The organism is Candidatus Hydrogenedentota bacterium (assembly GCA_018005585.1).
In the GTDB taxonomy this organism is placed as follows: Bacteria; Hydrogenedentota; Hydrogenedentia; order Hydrogenedentales; family JAGMZX01; genus JAGMZX01.
In genome coordinates this window covers 1-19,859 of the sequence record JAGMZX010000013.1, presented here as the reverse complement: position 1 = coordinate 19,859, position 19,859 = coordinate 1, and the positions used below count along the sequence as shown (strand labels likewise).

The 19,859-nt window shown below is 62.0% G+C and carries 8 protein-coding genes; 4 read left to right on the top strand and 4 right to left on the bottom strand.

Annotated features, from left to right (window positions below):
• The first annotated feature begins 48 nt into the window (after positions 1–48).
• Positions 49–2,778 carry a hypothetical protein gene (locus tag KA184_03890; protein ID MBP8128698.1) on the top strand — a complete coding sequence of 910 codons (2,730 nt, stop codon included), beginning with the start codon at positions 49–51 and terminating at the stop codon, positions 2,776–2,778.
• Between the two features lie 631 nt (positions 2,779–3,409).
• On the opposite strand, the gene KA184_03885 is transcribed toward KA184_03890, so the two are convergent.
• Positions 3,410–4,633 carry an SGNH/GDSL hydrolase family protein gene (locus KA184_03885; protein MBP8128697.1) on the bottom strand — a complete coding sequence of 408 codons (1,224 nt, stop codon included), beginning with the start codon at positions 4,631–4,633 and terminating at the stop codon, positions 3,410–3,412.
• Between the two features lie 68 nt (positions 4,634–4,701).
• Complete coding sequence (locus tag KA184_03880) at positions 4,702–5,820, bottom strand: glycosyltransferase family 2 protein (protein MBP8128696.1); 1,119 nt, start codon at positions 5,818–5,820, stop codon at positions 4,702–4,704.
• A gap of 120 nt (positions 5,821–5,940) precedes the next feature.
• Here KA184_03880 and KA184_03875 point away from each other — a divergent pair, with 120 nt between their 5' ends.
• The 3 genes from KA184_03875 to KA184_03865 all read left to right on the top strand — a co-directional run bounded on the left by KA184_03875 (position 5,941) and on the right by KA184_03865 (position 14,137).
• On the top strand, positions 5,941–8,370 hold the full coding sequence (locus KA184_03875; protein ID MBP8128695.1) for a tetratricopeptide repeat protein: 2,430 nt from the start codon (positions 5,941–5,943) through the stop codon (positions 8,368–8,370).
• Between the two features lie 166 nt (positions 8,371–8,536).
• Positions 8,537–9,829 (top strand): glycosyltransferase family 9 protein, encoded by a 1,293-nt coding sequence (locus tag KA184_03870; GenBank protein ID MBP8128694.1) that lies wholly within the window; start codon positions 8,537–8,539, stop codon positions 9,827–9,829.
• Between the two features lie 15 nt (positions 9,830–9,844).
• Positions 9,845–14,137, top strand: a complete 4,293-nt coding sequence (locus tag KA184_03865; protein ID MBP8128693.1) for a tetratricopeptide repeat protein — start codon at positions 9,845–9,847, stop codon at positions 14,135–14,137.
• A gap of 51 nt (positions 14,138–14,188) precedes the next feature.
• Here KA184_03865 and KA184_03860 read toward each other — a convergent pair whose 3' ends face one another.
• Together KA184_03860 and KA184_03855 are read right to left on the bottom strand one after the other, a co-directional pair.
• Positions 14,189–15,877 carry a hypothetical protein gene (locus tag KA184_03860; GenBank protein ID MBP8128692.1) on the bottom strand — a complete coding sequence of 563 codons (1,689 nt, stop codon included), beginning with the start codon at positions 15,875–15,877 and terminating at the stop codon, positions 14,189–14,191.
• A 71-nt stretch (positions 15,878–15,948) separates the two neighbouring features.
• Positions 15,949–19,557 (bottom strand): S8 family serine peptidase, encoded by a 3,609-nt coding sequence (locus KA184_03855; protein MBP8128691.1) that lies wholly within the window; start codon positions 19,555–19,557, stop codon positions 15,949–15,951.
• Positions 19,558–19,859 lie beyond the last annotated feature (302 nt).

Here is a 19,859-nt window from a genome sequence, read left to right as displayed (position 1 = left end):
CCAGCGAAACAGGCCGGGCAAGGGACGCCAATGCCATGAGGAAATAACATGGGGTTTCTTACAGGCATGCTCGCATTGGCCGCGGCCTTGGGCGCGGCCGGCCCCGAAGCGTTCGGCGGCAATCCATCCTCTGTGCCCGCGCAACTGACTGCGGCCGGGAATGCGCTCTATTTCACGGCTGACGACGCAACGCACGGCCGCGAACTCTGGAAATGGGAATGTCCCGGCCTTGCTTACCTGGAGCAGCCGCCAAACGTCCGCGATGTCGTTCGGCAGGGCCAGACTCGCCTGGTGGCGGACCTGACCCCCGGAATCGAGGACACCCGAATCGATTATATCGTCAGTTGCCATGATATTCTGTATTTTTACGCCCATTTGAGACAGTGCGGCAGAGAACCTTGTTTCTATGACGCGGTTCAGGACAGCGTCCACACATGGGACATCCGCCCTGGGCCCGAAACGTCCGACGCGTCAAACCCCTTCCCCGTCAGAAACCGCACAGTAGTGGTCGTTGCGGACGACGGCGTTCACGGCATGCAGCTCTGGGCCGCCCCGGCGGGCAGTCCCAGCCCCGTGCCGCTCTCTTTCCAGGCCCCATTGCCGCCCAGTGCCCGGATTCTCGGACACCTGACCCCCGAGGGGTTTCTGTACGTCGTGGATGGTCATGGGCTGGCGTGTACCGACGGCGCGGAGGTAACGAAGGCTGTCCGGTGGGAGAACCTCGACGTGGTGGCGCTCGAGTTATGGGACCTGGGCAATCGTGTGCTGTTCCTGGGTTCTATGAACGGGCTTGGCAACGAATTGTGGATTACGGACGACTCGCCGGAAGGCGCAAGGCTGGTCAAGGATATCGCGCCCGGCCCCGCCACTTCCGGACCGGAAGGCGGCTTCCGTTGGGGCGATTGCCTGTATTTCAAAGCCAACGACGGCGAACATGGCAATGAGCCTTATAAGACGGACGGCTCAACCGAGGGAACGGTCCTGCTTCAAGACATCAACCGTGGCCTGCAAGGCAGCAACCCTCATTATTGGAAAGCGGCCGGCGACTTGCTGTTCTTTGTAGCCGACGACGGCGTCCACGGGTACGAGATCTGGCAAACGGCCGGTTCTCCCGATACGACTCTCTTGACGACCGATTTGCGCCCCGGTGGCACCGGGTCCGACCCGTGGTCCCTCGAAGAATACAGGGGTAATCTCTTTTTCTGCGCGAACTCGCCCGAGTACGGCGAGGAAATCTTCATTACGGACGGCACGCCGCAGGGCACGAGAATCCTGAAAGACGTCGTCCTCGGCCCCGACGGGTCGGGCCCCGACAATCTGACCGTCTTCGGCGATTTTCTCTTCTTCACGTGTGACGACAGGATGCACGGCGAGGAACTCTGGATAAGCGACGGCACCCCGGAAGGAACGCTCTTGGCCGCGGACATCGCCACGGCGCGCGTAAACCCCTCCGCATCTCCCCGGCAATTCACGCCGGTCGACGGTTTGTTGTTGTTTACGGCAAACGACTTCGAACATGGGGAAGAACTCTGGGTGAGCGATGGCAGCGAACCTGGAACCAACCTGTTGCGCGATGTCGCTCCCGGTCCAGCGGATGCGGCGCCGCGGTTCCTGACGCGCCAGGGCGGCAGGGTGTTCTTTTCCGCCTTCAGCCCGGACCTTGGCCGCGAACTCTGGACCAGTCATGGAAGCATCGACGGCACACAGTTGGTCAACGATATCTATGTGGGCGGCGGGTCGAGCGAACCCCGTGACCTGACCGTCTGGAACCAGGCACTGCTGTTTACCGCTAACGACGGCGTGCACGGCCGCGAATTGTGGCGGACGGATGGCCTGCCGGACAGCACACGCATGGTGTTGGATGCGGCGCCCGGCGGTGCGGGCACGGAATTTGCCGGACTCTTCGTACTGCGCGGAAAGGCTTACTTCTACACTGGGAAACCTCCCAGTCAAATGACACTGTGGTCAACGGACGGCACAGACAGCGGCACCTCCCCCCTGCTGCGCTTTGATTGCACCTATTTCATGGACTTTCCCGAGGACGTGCGGGAACCGGTCAACCCCGCAGCGGACCTGACGCTCCTGCGCACCGGTGTTTCGGAAGAAGACCTGCTCGTGCCGTTGCTCCGTCCCTGGACCCTGACCAATCCGGCAGCGGCGCCGGTCACTCTGGGCGATGTGACGTATTTTTCGGCCCATACCCGCCGTTACGGCACGGAACTCTGCATGACCAACGGAACAAGAGCAGGCACGCACATGGTACGCGATGCATTTACGGGCCCCGGAAGCTCGAGCCCCTCGTATCTCACGGTGCTCGAAGGAAAGGTGTATTTTGCCGCCGACCATCCGCGCGAAGGACGCGTCCTTTGGCGTACGGACGGCACTTCGGAAGGCACGAATTTTCTCACCCCGCTCTTTGGGGACCGGCTGTCGTCGCCCATTCCCGTCGCAACCATGGTGAGCAATCAAGAGGTCATGCTCGTTTTCGGCGCCTCCCCCGAACAAACCGACCTGGGCAACAACCTGCTGAATGTCATCGTGCCAAAGACCGGGCAGGACCACCGTTGGGCCGTTTCCCCCTTGTTGAAGGCAGGTTCCAGACCAACAGGGAACATCGCGGTCACGAAAACGTCCCTCTATATCGCTTTCGACGATGGCATACACGGCGAGGAACTATGGGCCTACGCCAGAGATGCGCCCGAAGACAGGCCGACACACCAGATGTATCTGGTCCGGGATATCCTCACGAATGGATACGCGTCACGGGCGGCTCCGTAGGGGTGTTCCCCGCGGAGAGAACACGGCCTTCCGCGCTGAGCCATCCTGTCCGCCGTATGCAGCAGCCTCTCGAACGCCCGGAAACGGTCCCGCGCAGAAACGCCGCCAGCCATTTCCACATCGCGGCAACGCGGCCGGGCCGTTCGCGCCGCGCGCGCAAGGGCGCATCGCCGGCGGGGAATCCCGACCTCATAGCCTCTACCAGCACCGCCACGGCAAGCGGGTCCAAACTGCCGAAATACATCGTATAATCCTCGTTCATCAACGCATGGGGCAAACGGGCGTAGGCCCGTGGCGCGTCACCGCCATGCTCTCAGCCTTTTTCTCAGCGTGTCCTTACGCACATTGCCCCGAGGCTCCAACCTCGGGGCATTACGCTCACCAATCTCGTCGCGCTTGCCGCCTTAACTCCAGACGGCGCCTTCTTATTCCCATCCGGGCTCCGCGAGCGTTCTAGCCGCCACAAACGGAATATCGGTGCAATCTGGCCCGGACTGGCAGGCAGAAGGCAGACCATGAAAGCTGGCAAGCGCGATTGGCGGATGAATACTTGAAGTCAGGCAAAGGTTCCAATGGAATACCGGCAAGACCCAGCAGGCTGTCGGGAGGGGTCTTCTTGCGTTCAGCGCCTCTACTGCCGTGCAGGCAGCAAGTCCGAAAAAGCTCCGGTCAATGCCTCACTCAGCGCCTCGCCGTATAAGCGGTGGCCCGCAACGGTCAGGTGCCCGTCCAATTCGTAGAATAAGCCGGTTTCCGTGCGGCGCGCCCGGAACGCATCGCTGACGCTCAGAAACGGCAAACCGGCCCTTTCCGCCGCCAGGCGAATGCCCTCATCGGGCGCGGTATTGTCAATCAGGTTGTCCGGCACGTTGTAGCCCACACGCCGGATATTGCGCAACGCCTCCTCGTTGACGTAGGCACCTTCCGGAATCGAAAGGACCAGTGCCGTGGCACCGAAATCGTCCGCCACCTTCTTGATCCGCGCCAGCTGCCCCGCAGTGCGTTCGATGCAGGTCTTTGTCCACGGATTTTCGAGGTCCATGGTAAGGCAATAGAACTGAGGATTCTTCAAAGCCAGGTCAATCAGGTACGGATTTAGGTTGCCGGTCAGGAACGCTTCTTTGACCCGGTCTTCAAGCGCGTCGAACCGTGCGCGCTCCTCCGGCGTCATCTTTTCATGGAATTCCTGCGCTGTATTCGCGGCCCATCGGCGGTTGTCTTCGCCCGACGATTTCTGCGGCGGCATTTCCTGTTGTCCGCGGTTCCCGAAATCGCGGTTCCGCCGCAGGTCGTGCAGTAACCGGATTGTGTTCGGATAAATCTGACGGAGAAAATCGAACCGGTTGCCCTTGGGCACAGTCACGTTTTCGGGGCCGGCCGCGCCAAGGTCGTTACCCTGAAGCAACACCACTAAAATGAGGTCCGGTCGCAGAATCGGCACGGCGCGCTCCGCAAGGGCCGCATAGTCGGGCGGACCCGAGCCGGGTTTGCCCAGATTGACGGTCTGCACGGGATAGCCTTGGGCAGCGAGCAGTTCTTCCAGCAGGCGCAGCCAAGTCTGCTCCTGCTCGACGCCCCAACCGTAGGTGTAAGAGTCGCCGATGGCCACGATGCGGAACACATCGCCGCGCTCGGGCGGAAGCTCCCGTTCCCGCAGGCCCAGCGAATTGATGTGCGCCGTGTACTTGAACTCGGTGGTCTCGAAGGTTTGTTGCGCATGCGGCGGAAAGATCAATTCGAGTACGCCGGGCAGGCGCGGTTCCGGCGCTGCCTTGCCGACGGCCCAGTCGCACGCGAACGACAGCACCAGAACGGCGGCAACGGAAACGGCAATAAGTATGAGGTTCTTCAGCATGGGTTCTCCCGGTCGGGCGCCGGAGGCAAATTATCTCCGGAGCTGCCGGCCGGTTGTCAAGCCACCTTTCATGAAGAGTACTTTCCGGGCGCGCGAAAGACGAGATAGCGGCTGGCGAAAAAATTGAAGATCAATCCCGCAAGGATACCCACGACGGAAGCTACTTGGGGTAGACGTTCGAGCACGGGCCACGTGTGTAACAGCACGAGCACGGTGGCGTAATTCACGACGGCCCCGACGGAACTGGCCGCGATGAACCCGAACATCTGCCGCCAGAACGGCCCGCTCCGGGCATAGGAAAACGTAAACTCGCGATTCAGCACGAAATTCGACACCATGGCCGTCAGGATCGCAAGGGCCACGGCGGCACGGAGCGGCGCACCCAGAAAGACCAGCAGCGTCAGGACGGCCAGATTGACGATGGTACCGGTGAAACCAACGATGCCGAACTGCACGAAATGGGCCCAGTTCGCGAATTTGTAGATGGCCAGGCGGCGCAGGTGCTGCAAGTATCGTATTTGTTCTTTGAGATTCAGCTTGCTTTCCCCGTGCTTGCGTTTGCTGAAATGGATGGGAATCTCGCGTATGTCGCGGCAGTTGCACTTGACCAGGATCTCGAGGCCTATCTTGTATCCGACCGGATTCAGGGACGCAGCCTGTTCGAAAGCGTCGCGGCGGAACGCAAAAAAACCGCTCATCGGGTCCGCTACGCGCGTGAACGGGCGCGCCAGCAGCGTGGCCACGCGGCTGTTTACCCACCGGAAGAACCCCCAGTCTTCGTCCGTCGACCCGCCGCGCACGTAGCGCGAGCCCAGCACGAAATCCGCACCCGATGCCAGCGCCTCGAGCATCTCGGGGATTTTCTCCGGCGGATGGCTCAGGTCGGCGTCCATGACCAGTAACACCTCGTGCCGCGCGAGGCGAAACCCGTCCAGCACAGCAGCGCTCAGGCCCCGGTTCTCTCTGCGCACAACCACGCGCAACCAGGGCCGCGCCAGGGATTCCGCCGCCTCCACGATCCCGTCGCGGCTGTCGTCGTCCATGACCAGCATTTCCGCAACAATGCCGCGACTGCCACACGCCAGTTCGATGCGTTCGACGAGTTCGGGAAGGTTCTGGGCCTCACGGAACGTCGGCACGACAATCGAGAGAGACGGGAGGCCCCCCTGCTGGGAAACATTGGACATGTGAAAACGGTTCTTTCCTGGCTGCGGCAATGGGCGTAATCATTGCATTCACGCGAGAACGAATCAAGAAGGTGGCCAAGACCCAGTCTCAGACTATACCATAAGGGACGAGACCAACGAATGGACCATCAGAAAGACATAGCCCCCGGCAAACCATTTGCACAATGGGAATGGCTGGCACTCGCGCTGACCCTGGTCCTTGCCGCGGGGTTGCGTATCGCCTACTATCGCGAAATCGCCGCGTCGCCCTCCTTTACGCATCTTCTTTACGACCCGCAATACCATGACTACTGGGCGCGCGGCCTGGTAACCGGCCACTGGGAACTGCCGCCGGGTGTCAATGACCCGCAGATCCGCGCGACGCCGCATGGGCGTCCCCCGGGGTATCCCTGGTTTCTTGCGGGCGTCTACTGGCTCTTTGGCGTCCATTATGCCGTGCCGCGATTGGTCCAGATGGGGCTTGGCCTGTTGAATATGCTCCTTCTCTTTTTTCTGGGCAGGGCGGTGTTCGGGCGGGTCACGGCCGTGCTGGCGGCGCTGTTCGCGGGCAGCTATTGGGCCTTTCCATACTTCGAAGGGCAGCTATCTTATCCGAGCGTCGCGGTCACCACGCTGCTTTCCTGTATGCTGCTCCTGCGCGGATGGAGGTTGCGGCCCGGCTTCATGCGTGCGCTGGCCGCGGGCATTCTGCTTGGCGTGTTCGGCCTTTTCCGCCCCAATGGGCTTCTCTTCGCGCCGGTGGTACTGCTATGGATGCTCTGGTTGCTCAGGAACACCACCGCAACTGGCAAGGCCCTGCGCTGCTGGATAGTGGCGGCGGCGGCGTTTACGGCGGGCATTACGCTGGCCCTTGCGCCTGCCGTGGTCCGAAATTACGCCGTTTCCCGCGATTTTGTCTTCCTCTCTTCGTTTGGCGGCCTTAATTTCTACGTTGGCAACAATCCGGAATCCACGGGAACCGAACCGCGCATCCCGGAGCTGCGCGAACTGGCGGGTATCGATAACTGGTCCTGCTTCGATTACCCCGTAATCGTCGCGGGGCTCGCCAAGAAACTGAACAAGCCGGACCTCAAGTATTCGGAGGCGAGCGCCTATTTCTATCGTAAAGCGTTCGACTATATTGAATCACATCCAGGGGATTTCTTCGGAAAGACCCTTCGCAAGGCGCTGCTCTTCTGGGGTCCGCGTGAGGTCACAAACGATTCCATGCCGGAGGCCGACAAACGGGCCTCGCGCTTGCTGGCGCCATTGCCTGGGTTTGCCTCAGTTTTGTCGTTGGCGGCGCTGGGTTTCCTCGCGTTCTGGCGGCAGCGCCGCGCCGCGCCGCCCGCCTCCCGCGCCGAGGCAACGCTCTTTTTCGCCTTTGTGATCGCGTATTTCGTTTCCGTATTGCCTTTTTTCATCGCCGGACGCTATCGCGTGCCCATACTGCCGTTTCTGCTGCTCTTCGCCGCATACGGGTTGACCGCCGTCGTGCGCGCATTCGCGCAGCGGCGTGTGCGCGCCGGGCTCGCCTCGATTACGCTTGCGTTGCTCTTTTTTGCCGCATTCACGCGTAACCCGACGGGATACGAGCCTTCCGAGAGCACGTGGTATTTCCGGCAGGGTCTGGTCTTAGCTTCGGCAAATGAATTTGACCGTGCGGAGCAGGCCTACCGCAGCGCGGTGACCACGGGCGAGGCCGATGCCGCGGCTTACAATAACCTGTCACGCCTGCTCTCCAACCGGCGGGATTTCCCGGCGGCGCTCGAAACATTGGACGCGGGTCTGGCTCGTTTTCCAGCCAATGCGGATCTGCACAACACCAAAGGGGTATTGCTCTTGCACGATGACCGCGTGAAAGAGGCAATCTCCGAATTTCAACAGGTGATTGTGACGCGACCGGATGACACGCAGGCTACCCTGAATCTCGGCGAAGCCTGTGTGCGCGTAAAGGCATGGCGGGATGCCGCAACTTGGTTCCGGCGCGCTTGCGAGTGCGAACCAAGCCGCTGCGAGGCATGGAACGGATTAGGATTCGCGCTGCACCAGCTGAATCAGACCGCCGAAGCAGAAAGGGCCTACCGCCGCGCTCTCGAGCTGGACCCCGTGTGCAACCGCGCCCGGCTGAACCTGAGTGACCTGTTGTTATCGGTTGGGCGTGCGCAAGAGGCCGCGCGCGAACTCGTCGCCGCGCTTGAAGCGGACCCGGCCGACGCGTACGCCTACAACCGGCTGGGTCTGCTCCTGGACCAGGCAGGAAAGCCGAAGGAAGCACTGGACTGCTATCGCAAAGCCATCGGGCTAATGCCAGCCTATGCGGAAGCGCAGAACAACACCGGCTACATGATGCTGCGGCAGGGACTCGTGGACGAGGCGATTATCCACCTGCAAGAAGCCGTGCGGCTCGACCCGTCGCTGCTCCCGGCTCATGTGAACCTGGGCGACGCCTTTGCCGCCGCGGGACGGTCCGCCGATGCTCTGGAACAGTACCGGGCGGCTCTCGAACTTGCGCCGGAAAATCAGGAACTTCGCGCGCGCATCGAAAGCGCGGGCCCCGCGCAGCATTGAACGCCTCTGGCCCGGATTCCGCGTCCTTGTTCGCCCGCGTGTCCGTGATTCTCGCGGAAGGCCCACCAAGAAACAACCTGTTTGCGGCCCGATTCGCTACTCGCGCTCGCTCGTGGCATAATCAGCGCAACGTCACGAAAACCACAACCGCGACAGGGCAACCAACGTGAAAATCCGGACTACTCGCGGGATCGATTTCTACATCGGCGTGCCGGTGTGTTTCATGCTCTCTGCGTTCCGTCGCATAGCGGCCATGTTGCCCGGCTGGCGCAAATCCCTGCTCCCGGTCCGGCGCATCCTGTTCATCAAGCTTGCCGAACAAGGCGCTACCGTATTGGCTTCCCAGGCAATGAAGGACGCCATCGGTCTGGTTGGCCAGGAAAACGTCTATTTTCTCGCTTTCCAGAAGAACCGGGCCATCCTGGACATCATGGGTCTTCTGCCTCCGGACAACATCCTCGTTGTCCGCGATGATTCGTTCCTGCAGTTTGTGGGAGATATGATGCGCGCGTTGCTAAAGATTCGCGCGCGCAAGATCGACACCACGGTCGATATGGAACTGTTCGCGAGGATTTCCGCAATAGTTGCGTTTCTTTCCGGTGCATCAAGGCGCGTCGGATTGCATCGTTTCGCGAATGAAGGGCTCTACCGCGGCAATCTGCTGACCCATCGGGTGCAGTACAACCCGCACCATCACGTCGCGGTGCACTATGATGTCCTCCTGGCCGCCGCACAGCGCGACCCCGACGAGGCGCCGCTGGCCAAGTACATTCCCGTCGCTCATGAGGATCGGCTTTCGCCTTTTCGACCGGCGCGGGCGGATATCGTCCGCTTGGGCGCCATAATGGAGGAACACGGTGCGCCATTCCAGGCAACGCGTTGGGTGGTGTTCAATCCCAAGTTCGACGACATCATGCCCATACGCCGCTGGCCGACCGCGTGTTACCTGGCGTTAGGCAGACGGATTCTGGCCACTTTCCCGGATGTTTCCATCGCGATCTCCGGGATTGCCGAAGGCGCTTCGGAAGCCGAGGCATTGCGCCAAGCGATCGACCCCGGGCGGACGTTCAACTTCGCGGGGGCATTCGCCTTACGCGACCTCATGGTCTTGCTTCACGAAGCCGAAGTACTCGTCACTTCCGATAGCGGTCCCGCCCATTTTGCCTCCCTTACGGACGTGGATATCGTGGTCATGTTCGGACCGGAAATCCCGGCTCTCTATGCGCCGCTGGGCCCGCGTGTGCATGCAATTCACATAGGGCTGGCGTGCAGTCCTTGCCTGAGTGCGGCCAACCAGCGGCTGTCCTTTTGCCAGGACAACAAGTGCATGCAGTTCATCTCCGTGGAGCAGGTGTATGAAATCACCGCGGCGTGCCTGAACGCACGCGCCGCGGTCCCGCATGATGGGTACACCGCGCTGAAACCGGCGTCCGGCACGCCTGGAATGCCCTCGGCATAGAGGGAAATTTCCGCGATGGCCACGCAACAGCTTCCACCCGTATCAAGACGTGTTCTGTTGGCGCTTTCGGTCATTGTCCTTGCCGGCCTTGGCCTGCGGCTCGCCTACTTGAACGAAGCGCGCCGTCTGCCCGATTTCACCAGGCCTTTGCACGACGCGGGCTTCCGGGACTACTGGGCGCGCGCGATTGTCACCGGCGACTGGACACCACCCGGTGGCGGTCCCAGCCCGTTTGTTGAAGGATTTCCCCTGCCTAACGCGCCCGGTTATTCTTTCTTCCTCGCCGCGGTCTACTGGGCCGGAGGTTTGGACTATCTCGTTCCCCGACTGGCGCAGATCGTCCTTGGGCTCGGAACGGCATTGCTATCCTTCCGCTTGGGACGGCGCCTGTTCGGCGACGCCGCCGGACTCTTTGCAGCCGCTTTCATGGCAACCTACTGGGCCTTTGTATATTACGAAATGGAGTTAAACCAGCCCGCGCTCTTCTTGTTTCTACTTCTGTTGCTCTTCAATCTTCTCGAGGCATGGGCGCGACGGCCCCATGGGTCCCTCGCCATGGCGGCCGGCTTCTGCATGGGCATCACCGTTCTGGTGCGCGCGGAGACCATGACGACGTGCATTCTGATATTCGTGTGGATGCTGTGGGCCGCGTTTCACCGCCAAACACGCACCAGGGCAGCGGTCAACGCGCTGGGCTTCGCCGCCATTGCCGCATTGACCGTTTCCCCAATTACCATCCACAACTACCGGGCATGCGGTGCGTTCGTTCCCGTCGCATACACTGGTGAAACAAGCATTCATCTCGGGAATCACCCGGCCGCTGATGGGTACTCCTCCGTTTCCCCCTTGCTGCAGGAATTATTCCCCAGTGGGAATCCGCGTCTCATGGCCATGCAGGAGATGGTGGATTCCGTGAGCAAGAAAATCGGCAAGAAGGCGTCTTATCGAGACTGGATGCGGTTCTGGAACGGCGTGAATTGGCAATACATCCGGAACCATTCGGGCCACGTGACCTGCCTGATGGCGCGAAAAGCCATCCTGACCGTCAGCCCCATGGAAATCGACGAGAACAAGGTGGTTGCTTGTGAGAAGCGCGCGTCGCGCACGTTGCGTTACCTGCCCGGGTTTCCACTGCCTTTCTCCTTGTTTCTTGCCGGACTCCTGCTAATCCTTCGCGACGCGTGGCCCGCCATCCGACTCCGCAAGAACCGCGTTTTCGCGGGGGACGCCCGGTTCTCGGGCCACAAGGGACAGGTAATCGTCCTGCTTCTGCTGTTTGTCGCGGCTTACGCCGCGCTCTTCCTGCCTCTCATCATCGGGTCGCGTTACCGGATTCCGCTCATTCCCTTCCTGTTCTTGTTCGGTGCCTACGGCCTGCAACGCATCCTGGAAATGGCGGCCGCCCAGGAACACCGTAGAGTCGTCTTCTGGAGCGTAATACTTGCCGGGCTTTTCGCAGCCGCTCATGCCGAACTCATCCCCTATGCGCCCAATGTTTCGCGCTGGCACGACGAGCGCAGAACCAGTTATGAGGCCCAGGGACTGATGGCCGCCGGACTCGAACACTTCTCGCGCTGGCTTGACGAATACCCGGACGACCCGTACGCGCACTACAACGTTGGCGTGCTCTGGCTGGCAGACAACAACGCTGAGCAGGCGCTGCATCACTTCGAACGCGCGCTTCAATTGAAACCGGACTATACCGAGGTGAAATACAACCTCGGGCTCGCGCGGCTCCGGGTCGGGGATGTCCCCGGAGCCGTTTCCGCTCTCGAAACGGCCGCGGCAGCAGCGCCGGATAACCCCGAAATCGTCTATAACCTCGCTGCAGCCTATGCCAGAACAAGCGACTGGGAAAGAGCCGCCGAAGCCTATCAGAAGGCGTTGAGCCTGCGTCGCAGTTATGGCGCCGCGTGGAACGGCCTCGGCTACGTGCGCGACCAGCAGCGCCGGTACGGCGAGGCCATCGCGTGTTTTGAGGAAGCCCTTGCGCTCGATCCCGGCGACGCCACAGCGCACTTCAATCTCGGTTTCCAGCGCGCGCGCCAGAACCGGCTTGACGAGAGCATTGCGCACTATCAAAGCGCTCTGGCGCAGGCACCCGATAATGCGACGACCCACTACAATTTCGGTCTTGTGCTGGAAACAAAAGGCGAATTCGCTTCCGCGGCCGAACACTTCGCGGAAGCGCTGCGATTGGACCCGAATATGACGCCGGTCCATGCGCATCTCGCGCGCGCCTTGACCGAAACAGGCCGGGTTTCAGAAGCCCTGCCGCACTTCGAGGCGGCCATAGCCGCGCAGCCGGAAGACTCCCGGACCCTGTTTCACTATGGCCGGGCATGCACCCTGCAGGGGCGCACCGACGACGCCATCGCGTTGTATCGCCGGGCCATCGATGCCGATCCGTCCTTCGCGGACGCGTTCGTGAATATCGGCGACGAGTTGGTCCGGAAGGGAGAACGGGAAGCAGGCATGCGCGCATTCAGGCAGGCGCTCGCCATTGACGCACGGAACGCTCGCGCGCTGTTCAACATGGGTCTGGAGAACGTCCGCGCGGGCGACCTGGACACGGGGATTACGTACTTTGAGCAGGCGCTGGAGATTGCCCCGGGCAGCGCCGAAACGCATTATAATCTGGGTCTGGCATACCTGCGCCGCAACGACACCGAATCCGCGCTGCGACACTTCAACGAGACGCTGCGTTGCGACCCGGGCCACGCGGGCGCTCTGGCCAATATGGGCTATCTCCTGTATGCGCGCGGTGACACCGCCCAGGCCCTGGCTTCCTTCGAACACGCCCTGCGCAGCGACCCGGACATCGCCGATGCCCACTACCACGCGGGGCTTATCTTGAAAGCGCAAGGCAACAACGGCGATGCGGCGGCGCATTTCCAGGATACGCTTCGTCTCAAGCCGGATTACCCCGATGCCCACTACAATCTCGCAATGTGCCTCTCCGCGCTCTCACGGTACGAGGAGGCCCTGCCACACTTTGCCCCCGCACTTGCGGCTGCTCCCGAGGATGCCAGCCTCTACTTCACTTACGGCGCGGCCCTTGCCATGCTCGGCCGACGCGAGGAAGCCATTGCCGCTTATGAAGCGGCCGTTCGGATCCAGCCCGATTACGAAGATGCGTTGAATAATCTGGGTTATGCGCTTTTTCAGGCGGGCCGTGCGGACGAAGCGCTCGCCCGATTTGAAGACGTGCTCGCCCGCGACCCCGCCAACGCCACCGCGCTGTTCAACAAGGCGCTGGTCCTTGCCGCGCGAGGGCAATTCCGGGACGCCATAGCCTGGTATGAACGCGCAATCAAGGAACGGCCCGGCGATGCCGGCGTGCATTTCAATCTTGCGCTCGCTCTGGCACAAACAGGCGAGACGGAACCGGCGCGCCAGCACTTTGAAGAAGCCATACGGCACGACGCGGCGCTTGCGCCCGCTCACCACAATCTCGCCGACTTGCTCGCCGCGGCGGGGGACTATGAGGCGGCCGCGGAGCATTATCAGACAGCCCTCGCTCTTGACAACGCCAATCCCGCCACGCATAAGAACCTCGGATTCGTCTTCAACCGGCTCGAACGCTACGCGGATGCCTCCGCGCAGTTTGAGGAAGCCCTGTCGCTCGCGCCAGAGGACGCGGACGCGCACGCGGGCCTGGCCGCCGCGCAACGCGCGCTGGGCGACCGTGCCGCCGCGGCCGGTCATTATCAGAAAGCCGCGGCCCTCGACCCCGGGAATCCCACCCGGCTGAAGGACCTCGGCTTCGCTCTTATCGATATTGGGAAGAAGGAAGAAGCTATCCGGGCCTTCGAGACATCGCTCCAGTTGCGGCCCGGCGATGCGCAAGTCCACTGCGGTCTGGCCGACCTGCTGGCCGTCGCCGGACGCATCGAGGAGGCGCGCGAGCATTACCTGGAAGCTCTGCGTCTCGACCCGAAGTTCGCGCTCGCGCACAACAATCTGGGCGACCTGCTGGTGCGCTTCGGAGACCGGGAACAAGCTCTCGTGGAGTATTTCACCGCCCACGAGCTGGACCCGCTGAATCCAAACACGTGCGCCAATATTGGCGCCCAGCTTGCCCATTTGAACCGCCTTGACGAGGCCGCCGCGCAACTGAAGGAGGCAATCCGCCTGGACCCCAAGCATGTCGGCGCGCTCTATAAGCTTTGCGAAGTCCTTTCAGAACAGGGCAAGCACGCCGAACTCATCCCCTACGTGCAAAAACTGCTCATTCTCCGGCCCGACCTCCGAGAGGCCCGCGAATGGCTCAACACGGCCCTCGCGCAGACGGGCAACGCACCCTGAGCCACGGCGGCGCCGCACGCCGGAAGCGCGTTGGCGCAGGTGTCTTCCCGCTCATTCCGCGCCGTCTGCTTTCTCCTCCGACGCATCCGGCGCCTGCTCCGTCTCTTCCGCCGCTTCTGCCTCTTCTGCGTTCCGTTCTTCTGCCTTCTCTTCCACCTCGTCCTGCGCCGTTTCCGCCCCGGTGGCTTCCTCCTCAAGCGCCTTCAGTTTCGCCGCCAATTCCGCATCGTGCTCGCCCACGGCGGCTTCCAGCGCATCGAAGAGCTTCGTCTCCCAGACGTACCAGCCCTGCATCCCGCCTTCCGGAGCATGCTGCCTCAGCGCCACGGTTTCGTCGACGGCGATCTCCGGTTTGACCGCACTGGTCACGTGCACAGCCACCGTGACCCCGGTATCGGTCAGGGTCACATCACCGGCATCCCACTCCAGTTCGAGCGATTCGAACAAGGTCGTGTAGACAGCGGCTGAAATCTTCAATGCATTCTCCTGTGCTCCGGCTTCCGCGCCAAGTTCCGTCCATCGCTTCGACCGGTCCGATTCGGGATGAAACAGTGCGTTGACCTCGCGGATGTTGCCTTTACTGCTGAAGCCGAGCAACGCCGAGGCCACGTCGCGCGGCCGCGACCGGTCCACCGTGGCGGCGTTCTCGGGAATGGGCACTTCGCGTCTTCCGAAAGGCCCTCTGACGTTCACTTCCTGGAGACGCTCCTCATAGTTGTCCTGAATCGACTTGACCTGTTCCGCCAAGTCAGGCTGCGCGCCCCCCGCCGTCAGCAGGAGCTTCAAAACGGCCTCGCCGTTCCACACATGCCACCCGTGGCCGGCAGCCTCGCCAGCCGTGCTTTCGCGCAGTTCAACCGGCGTTTCAAGCGCAAGGTCCGGCTGCGTCTCGCTCTTCAACTTCAGGGGAACGACCGCCGTTTCCCCCGCCATGCTGACTTCGCCAAATTCTGGCGTAATCTTCAGTTCCTGGAACACAAGGGACGCAACGCGGTTCATATAGCGCGCATACACCTGGAACGCTTCCGCGTTCCCGGCTTCCAGGGGACGCGCCTGCTTGCCCAGTTCCGACTCCGGATGCAACAGCCGGACCGCCCCCTGCGGGTTTGCCTCTACCAGGTACCGCACAAAGAGCGCGGCGCTCCCGGCCGGCGACTGAAGGGCGGCTGCGCGGTCCTGTTTCTCTTGTTCCTCCAAGAGCGCCAAGGCCCGCGTATTCAACTCCTGGCGCATAGCGTCCATCTGCGCGTCTATGTCGGCGGACGCTTCCTCCGCGCGGACATAGAAGTCGTCCATGCCGTCTTCAAAGACGAACCAGGCGGTGCCCGTTCCGTCCGGCAGGCCTGCCTGCTTCATCCGCATCGTGAATTCATAGGTGAAATCGCTCTGCACGCGGCTCCTGAACGCGACGGGCACCAGCGCCTCGTCGCCTTCAAGCGTCACTTCGCCAAACGACGGCTCGACCTGTAGGGCGTCACACACCGTCTTCGTCGTGCGGCTCAAGTATTCCACCAGCAGGTCGAAATGCCCTTTGTACTGCTCTTCCAGGCGCTTGAGGTCCTGTCCGTTGCGGGATTCCGGGTGATACAGGTCCAACAGGCCTTTCACGTCGCCCGCAATCACGCTGGTCACCACCGCGCGCGCAACGGGCAGCGGGTTTGTCCGGTCCACGGGCGCTGCCGCTTCCTGGGCCAGGCACACCCCGCACAACAACACGACTCCCGCTACCACTGATAACATCCGCCCAAACATTTCTGGCCTCCGTGTCTTGTCTTTCTCGTACTAGGACAATCCTTTCCGATAGTCCGCATTCATTTTGACGCATGCCCGGCGGCGCTTCGCCGCGGACAACGTCTCCTGGATACACGACCCAACGCCACGATGCCCAGCATGCCGCAGGCCAGCGTGGCTGCGTCGGACCCGGCTGTCACCGGTCTGGACTGCTGTTCCGCGGGCGCGATATCCGACGCCGCAGCCCCCTTGGCCTCGCCCCGATGGCCGCGGTCGCCCCCGCTTGCTTCGCTCATGCATGTATCGTCCAACCGCGCCCTGACCCAATAATAGTAGTACTGAAATACAACCTGCGTCTGCGGACCGCTGAAACAGCCGCCCGGGTTCACCGTTTCCACGCTTGGCGCGGCGGCGGTTGCGTCGGCAAAGGTCGTTCCGGAAATCCAGCCCGAGATTTCGGTCGCGTTCGCGCTGTCCTGCGTGGTCCCCCGCAGGACCTGATATTCGACCCCTGAACCCGGGGACTCGCTCCAACTGACCACGACCTGCGACGCATCCGTACCATCAGACGCGCTGACATTCCCGGGCGCCTCGACCGCGCATGCATACGTCGCGGTTTGCGTCTGCGTCGCGCCCGCGGCCACCGATACGACGATAGACTCGGGCGTGTCCCAACCCGCGACGTCCTTGAAGGACACCGTATACGATCCAACAATTAAGCTGGCAGCGGTGTCGCCGCTGTTACGCCACGTACCGCCATCGATGCGCCACTGCGCACCCGCCGATCGCGCCGCTGAAGGTTCTATGAACACTCTGACCGCGCCCGTCAGTTGCCCCTGTAACTCCGCTATTGCCGCTTCCAGCACAAAATCGCTGTCCGCGTCAAAACTCGCCGCGCCGGGCGCCAGGGCAATATCGGGCTCGATGCCCACATCCTCGAATATGACCTGCTCCGCCGTGTAGGCCTCCCACGACGATATGGCATAGGACACGCCATTCGGCAGCGAATACAACTGCGGGTTGCCCGAGGCGCCGCGCGTCGTGTCGCCCACCAGCGCCGCGCCCGCGGCGCGCATCATGAGCGTGAACCATTCCGCGGAACTCATGACGCGCTGGCCAATCAGCAGGGCGACCGGCCCGTTGAAGTGCGTTTCCGCGCTGGGTTGCAGCGTTTTCTCGGTCAGGGGGCCGAAGTCGTCGTGAGCGGGGCCGTTGCGCGTACGCGTATAGCCATAGGTGACCGGCGAAGCGACAAACCGGGACGCGAATTCCGCCGCGTTGGTTTCTGCGCCCCCTGAATTGTTGCGAATGTCGAGTATCATCGCGTCCGCGCTCTGATACGTCGCAAACAGACCCTCAATCGCCGCATCGGGCACCGACGAGAACGCCGTGGCATCGAGCGTGTCGACTACAATGTGCGCAATATTGCCCGTAAGCATTGCATGGAAGATGACGTCGTTGCCGACCGTCGCATAAGACCCGCCCACCGTGTACTGCGTCAGCAGCGTGGGCGGGAAATTCGTCTCGTAACTGCCGTTATAGCCGTAGAGCCCGCCTTGCCCGTCGTCCACGTAGACATGCCAGTCGTGCAGTTCGTTCAACATGGCATTCAGGTTTTCCGCGAACTGCGGCGGCGTCAGCACCGTGGCGAAATTCGGCCGGTACGCTGTCTTCAAGGCGTCCCAATCAATGCTCTTGTAGGCAAAATAGGAGTAATGCTGGTCGAAGTCACTCCACGCCTGGTCGAATTCCGCGAGACTGTCCATAACCGCGACCGAGAAAGCCCGCCACGGCGACGCCGCCGTATACAGTTGACCCGCCACTTCGCCAAGCGACCAGTAGTAGGGTTCCGCAGCGCCGATAATGCCCAGTATTTCGTTCCAGTCGCCCTCCGTGATCGTGACACCATTTCCTGTTACGCCGGCAACTGCAACATTTGAAGGCGTAGTGCTCGTCGCGAAAGCAATAGCCAGTCCCGAGCAAAGACCGGTAGTGTTCCACGAAAAATCAGCCGGAAACGTGACCTCCGCACCGGCCGCGGGGCTGATGAGTGAAGCCGCGCATTCCCCTTCGCCCTCTCCTTCCCCCTCTCCTTCCCCCTCGCCCTCTCCTTCCCCCTCGCCCTCTCCTTCCCCCTCGCCCTCGCCTTCCCCTTCGCCCTCTCCGATAGCATCAATGGCGGCCTGCAAGTCGACCAAGGGTTTCGTGACAGCCGGCACGGCCTTCGGGTCCGTAATGTCCGCGCCCGTCGCTTCCAGCAGCGCACGCACTTCCACGGGATGCAGGTAGCTGCCGGTCTTCGCTTTTGCAGCCTGTTGCAGGCAGGCCACTGCCCCCGCCACATACGGCGAGGCAGCGGAAGTGCCACCGAAAACATCATAGAAATCGCCCGAACTGTAGCCCGCCGCACCCACGACATCGGGAGCGTAACAGGTGTGGCTCGGCGCGAAGACATCCATGAAAGTGGCGCTGTTCGAGTACAAGGTCACGCCCGCCGAAAGTGCGGTCTGCGAGCCCACGCCCTGCCCCGCCAGACAGCCTGGGTCCGCGACCGGGCTTAGGCAGGAATCCATTGACAGGCACGTCGACACCACGCCGAGGTCCGCGTCCCATAACGCGCCGACGGCAATCACATCGGACAGGCATGCGGGCAGCGCGATCGCGTTGCAGAAGCCTTCGTTGCCCGTCGCCGCAACAACCGTAATGCCCGCGTCCGTCAGATTCGCGGCCATATCCGCCCATACGCTCGATACGCCGTCGCACGCGGCAAAGAACTGACCCGCGCCCAAGCTCATGTTCACCACGAGAATCGGATTCGCCGGGCTATCGTTCTTATGCGTGATGCACCAGTCCAATGCCGCGAGGATTGCTGCGTCATACTGCGCGCCGTCCGCGGTCTGCGCCACTTTCAGCGCATAGAGTTTCGCATTGTATGCTACGCCGCCGATGTAGTCGCCCGTCTCCGCGAGAGCACCCGCGGCAATGCCCGCCACGGAAGTCCCGTGCCAGAGCGTGGAATCGCTGCCGTTCGGAAACGGATCGCTGTCATCATCGCCGAAGTCGTAGCCTCCGATGATCTTCGCGTTTGGGAATCCGCCGCCGCCCAGTTCCGGGTGCGTATAATCGAACGCGCTATCCACGATTGCTATCGAAACGCCCTGCCCGTTGTACGTGCCGCGTACCGCCGAAGCGTTGATCATGGGGATGCCTTGGCGCAGGAACGGGTCACGCCGCTGCACAGGCTCGATGGTTGCCACATCCGGGTCCGCCATCAGCGCCGCAAGAGCTTCGCCGCTTGCGTGCGCGGAAAATGCCGGGACATTTTCATAGAGAAACCCAATTCGGTACGCGGCCCCCCCAAGCCGGCTCAAAACGCGAGACTGTGCCTCCGCAATCGTGCGTCGGCGCAGCGCCGTCCCGGCCACATCGTCCCAATCCACCGGCCCCGAACTACGAGTTGCCGCGCGCAGCGATATGATCACGTGCGTAAATGGCTCGCCGGCCAGCAGCGGCTGATGCACGAGTTCCGGGTACAGTACGCGGACCTCCGACGCGCGGGACTCAACTACACCGTCAGCGCTGAACTTCTGCCAGGTAATAGCGCTCCCCTCCAAAGCCGACGCGGCAGCGCTGACGACCAGCACGATGAAGAACACGCCCCAAGCCGCCGGAAAACGGTCTAATGCCATCCGCGCATTGCTCCTGCACTCTCTCCCGATGCGCTCTGTCATTTTCGCGCCTCCTATCTCCTTCGGGCCCTTGGCCCCGATTACCCTGCGCCCTGCAACATACCGCAATCATATCACGGCCAACCCCGGGAACGTAACGAACCCCGCACGCGCGCTCCCCCGTGCCGGCACGGTGTCCCGCTTGGCGTAAAGAGCCGTCCACGCTATACTCTGCACCCATGATGCGACATCCACGAAGCGTGCGGCGCAAGCTGCTCAAGATACTCTACAAGCACTATCTCTCGGACCCGCTCGATGTGCTC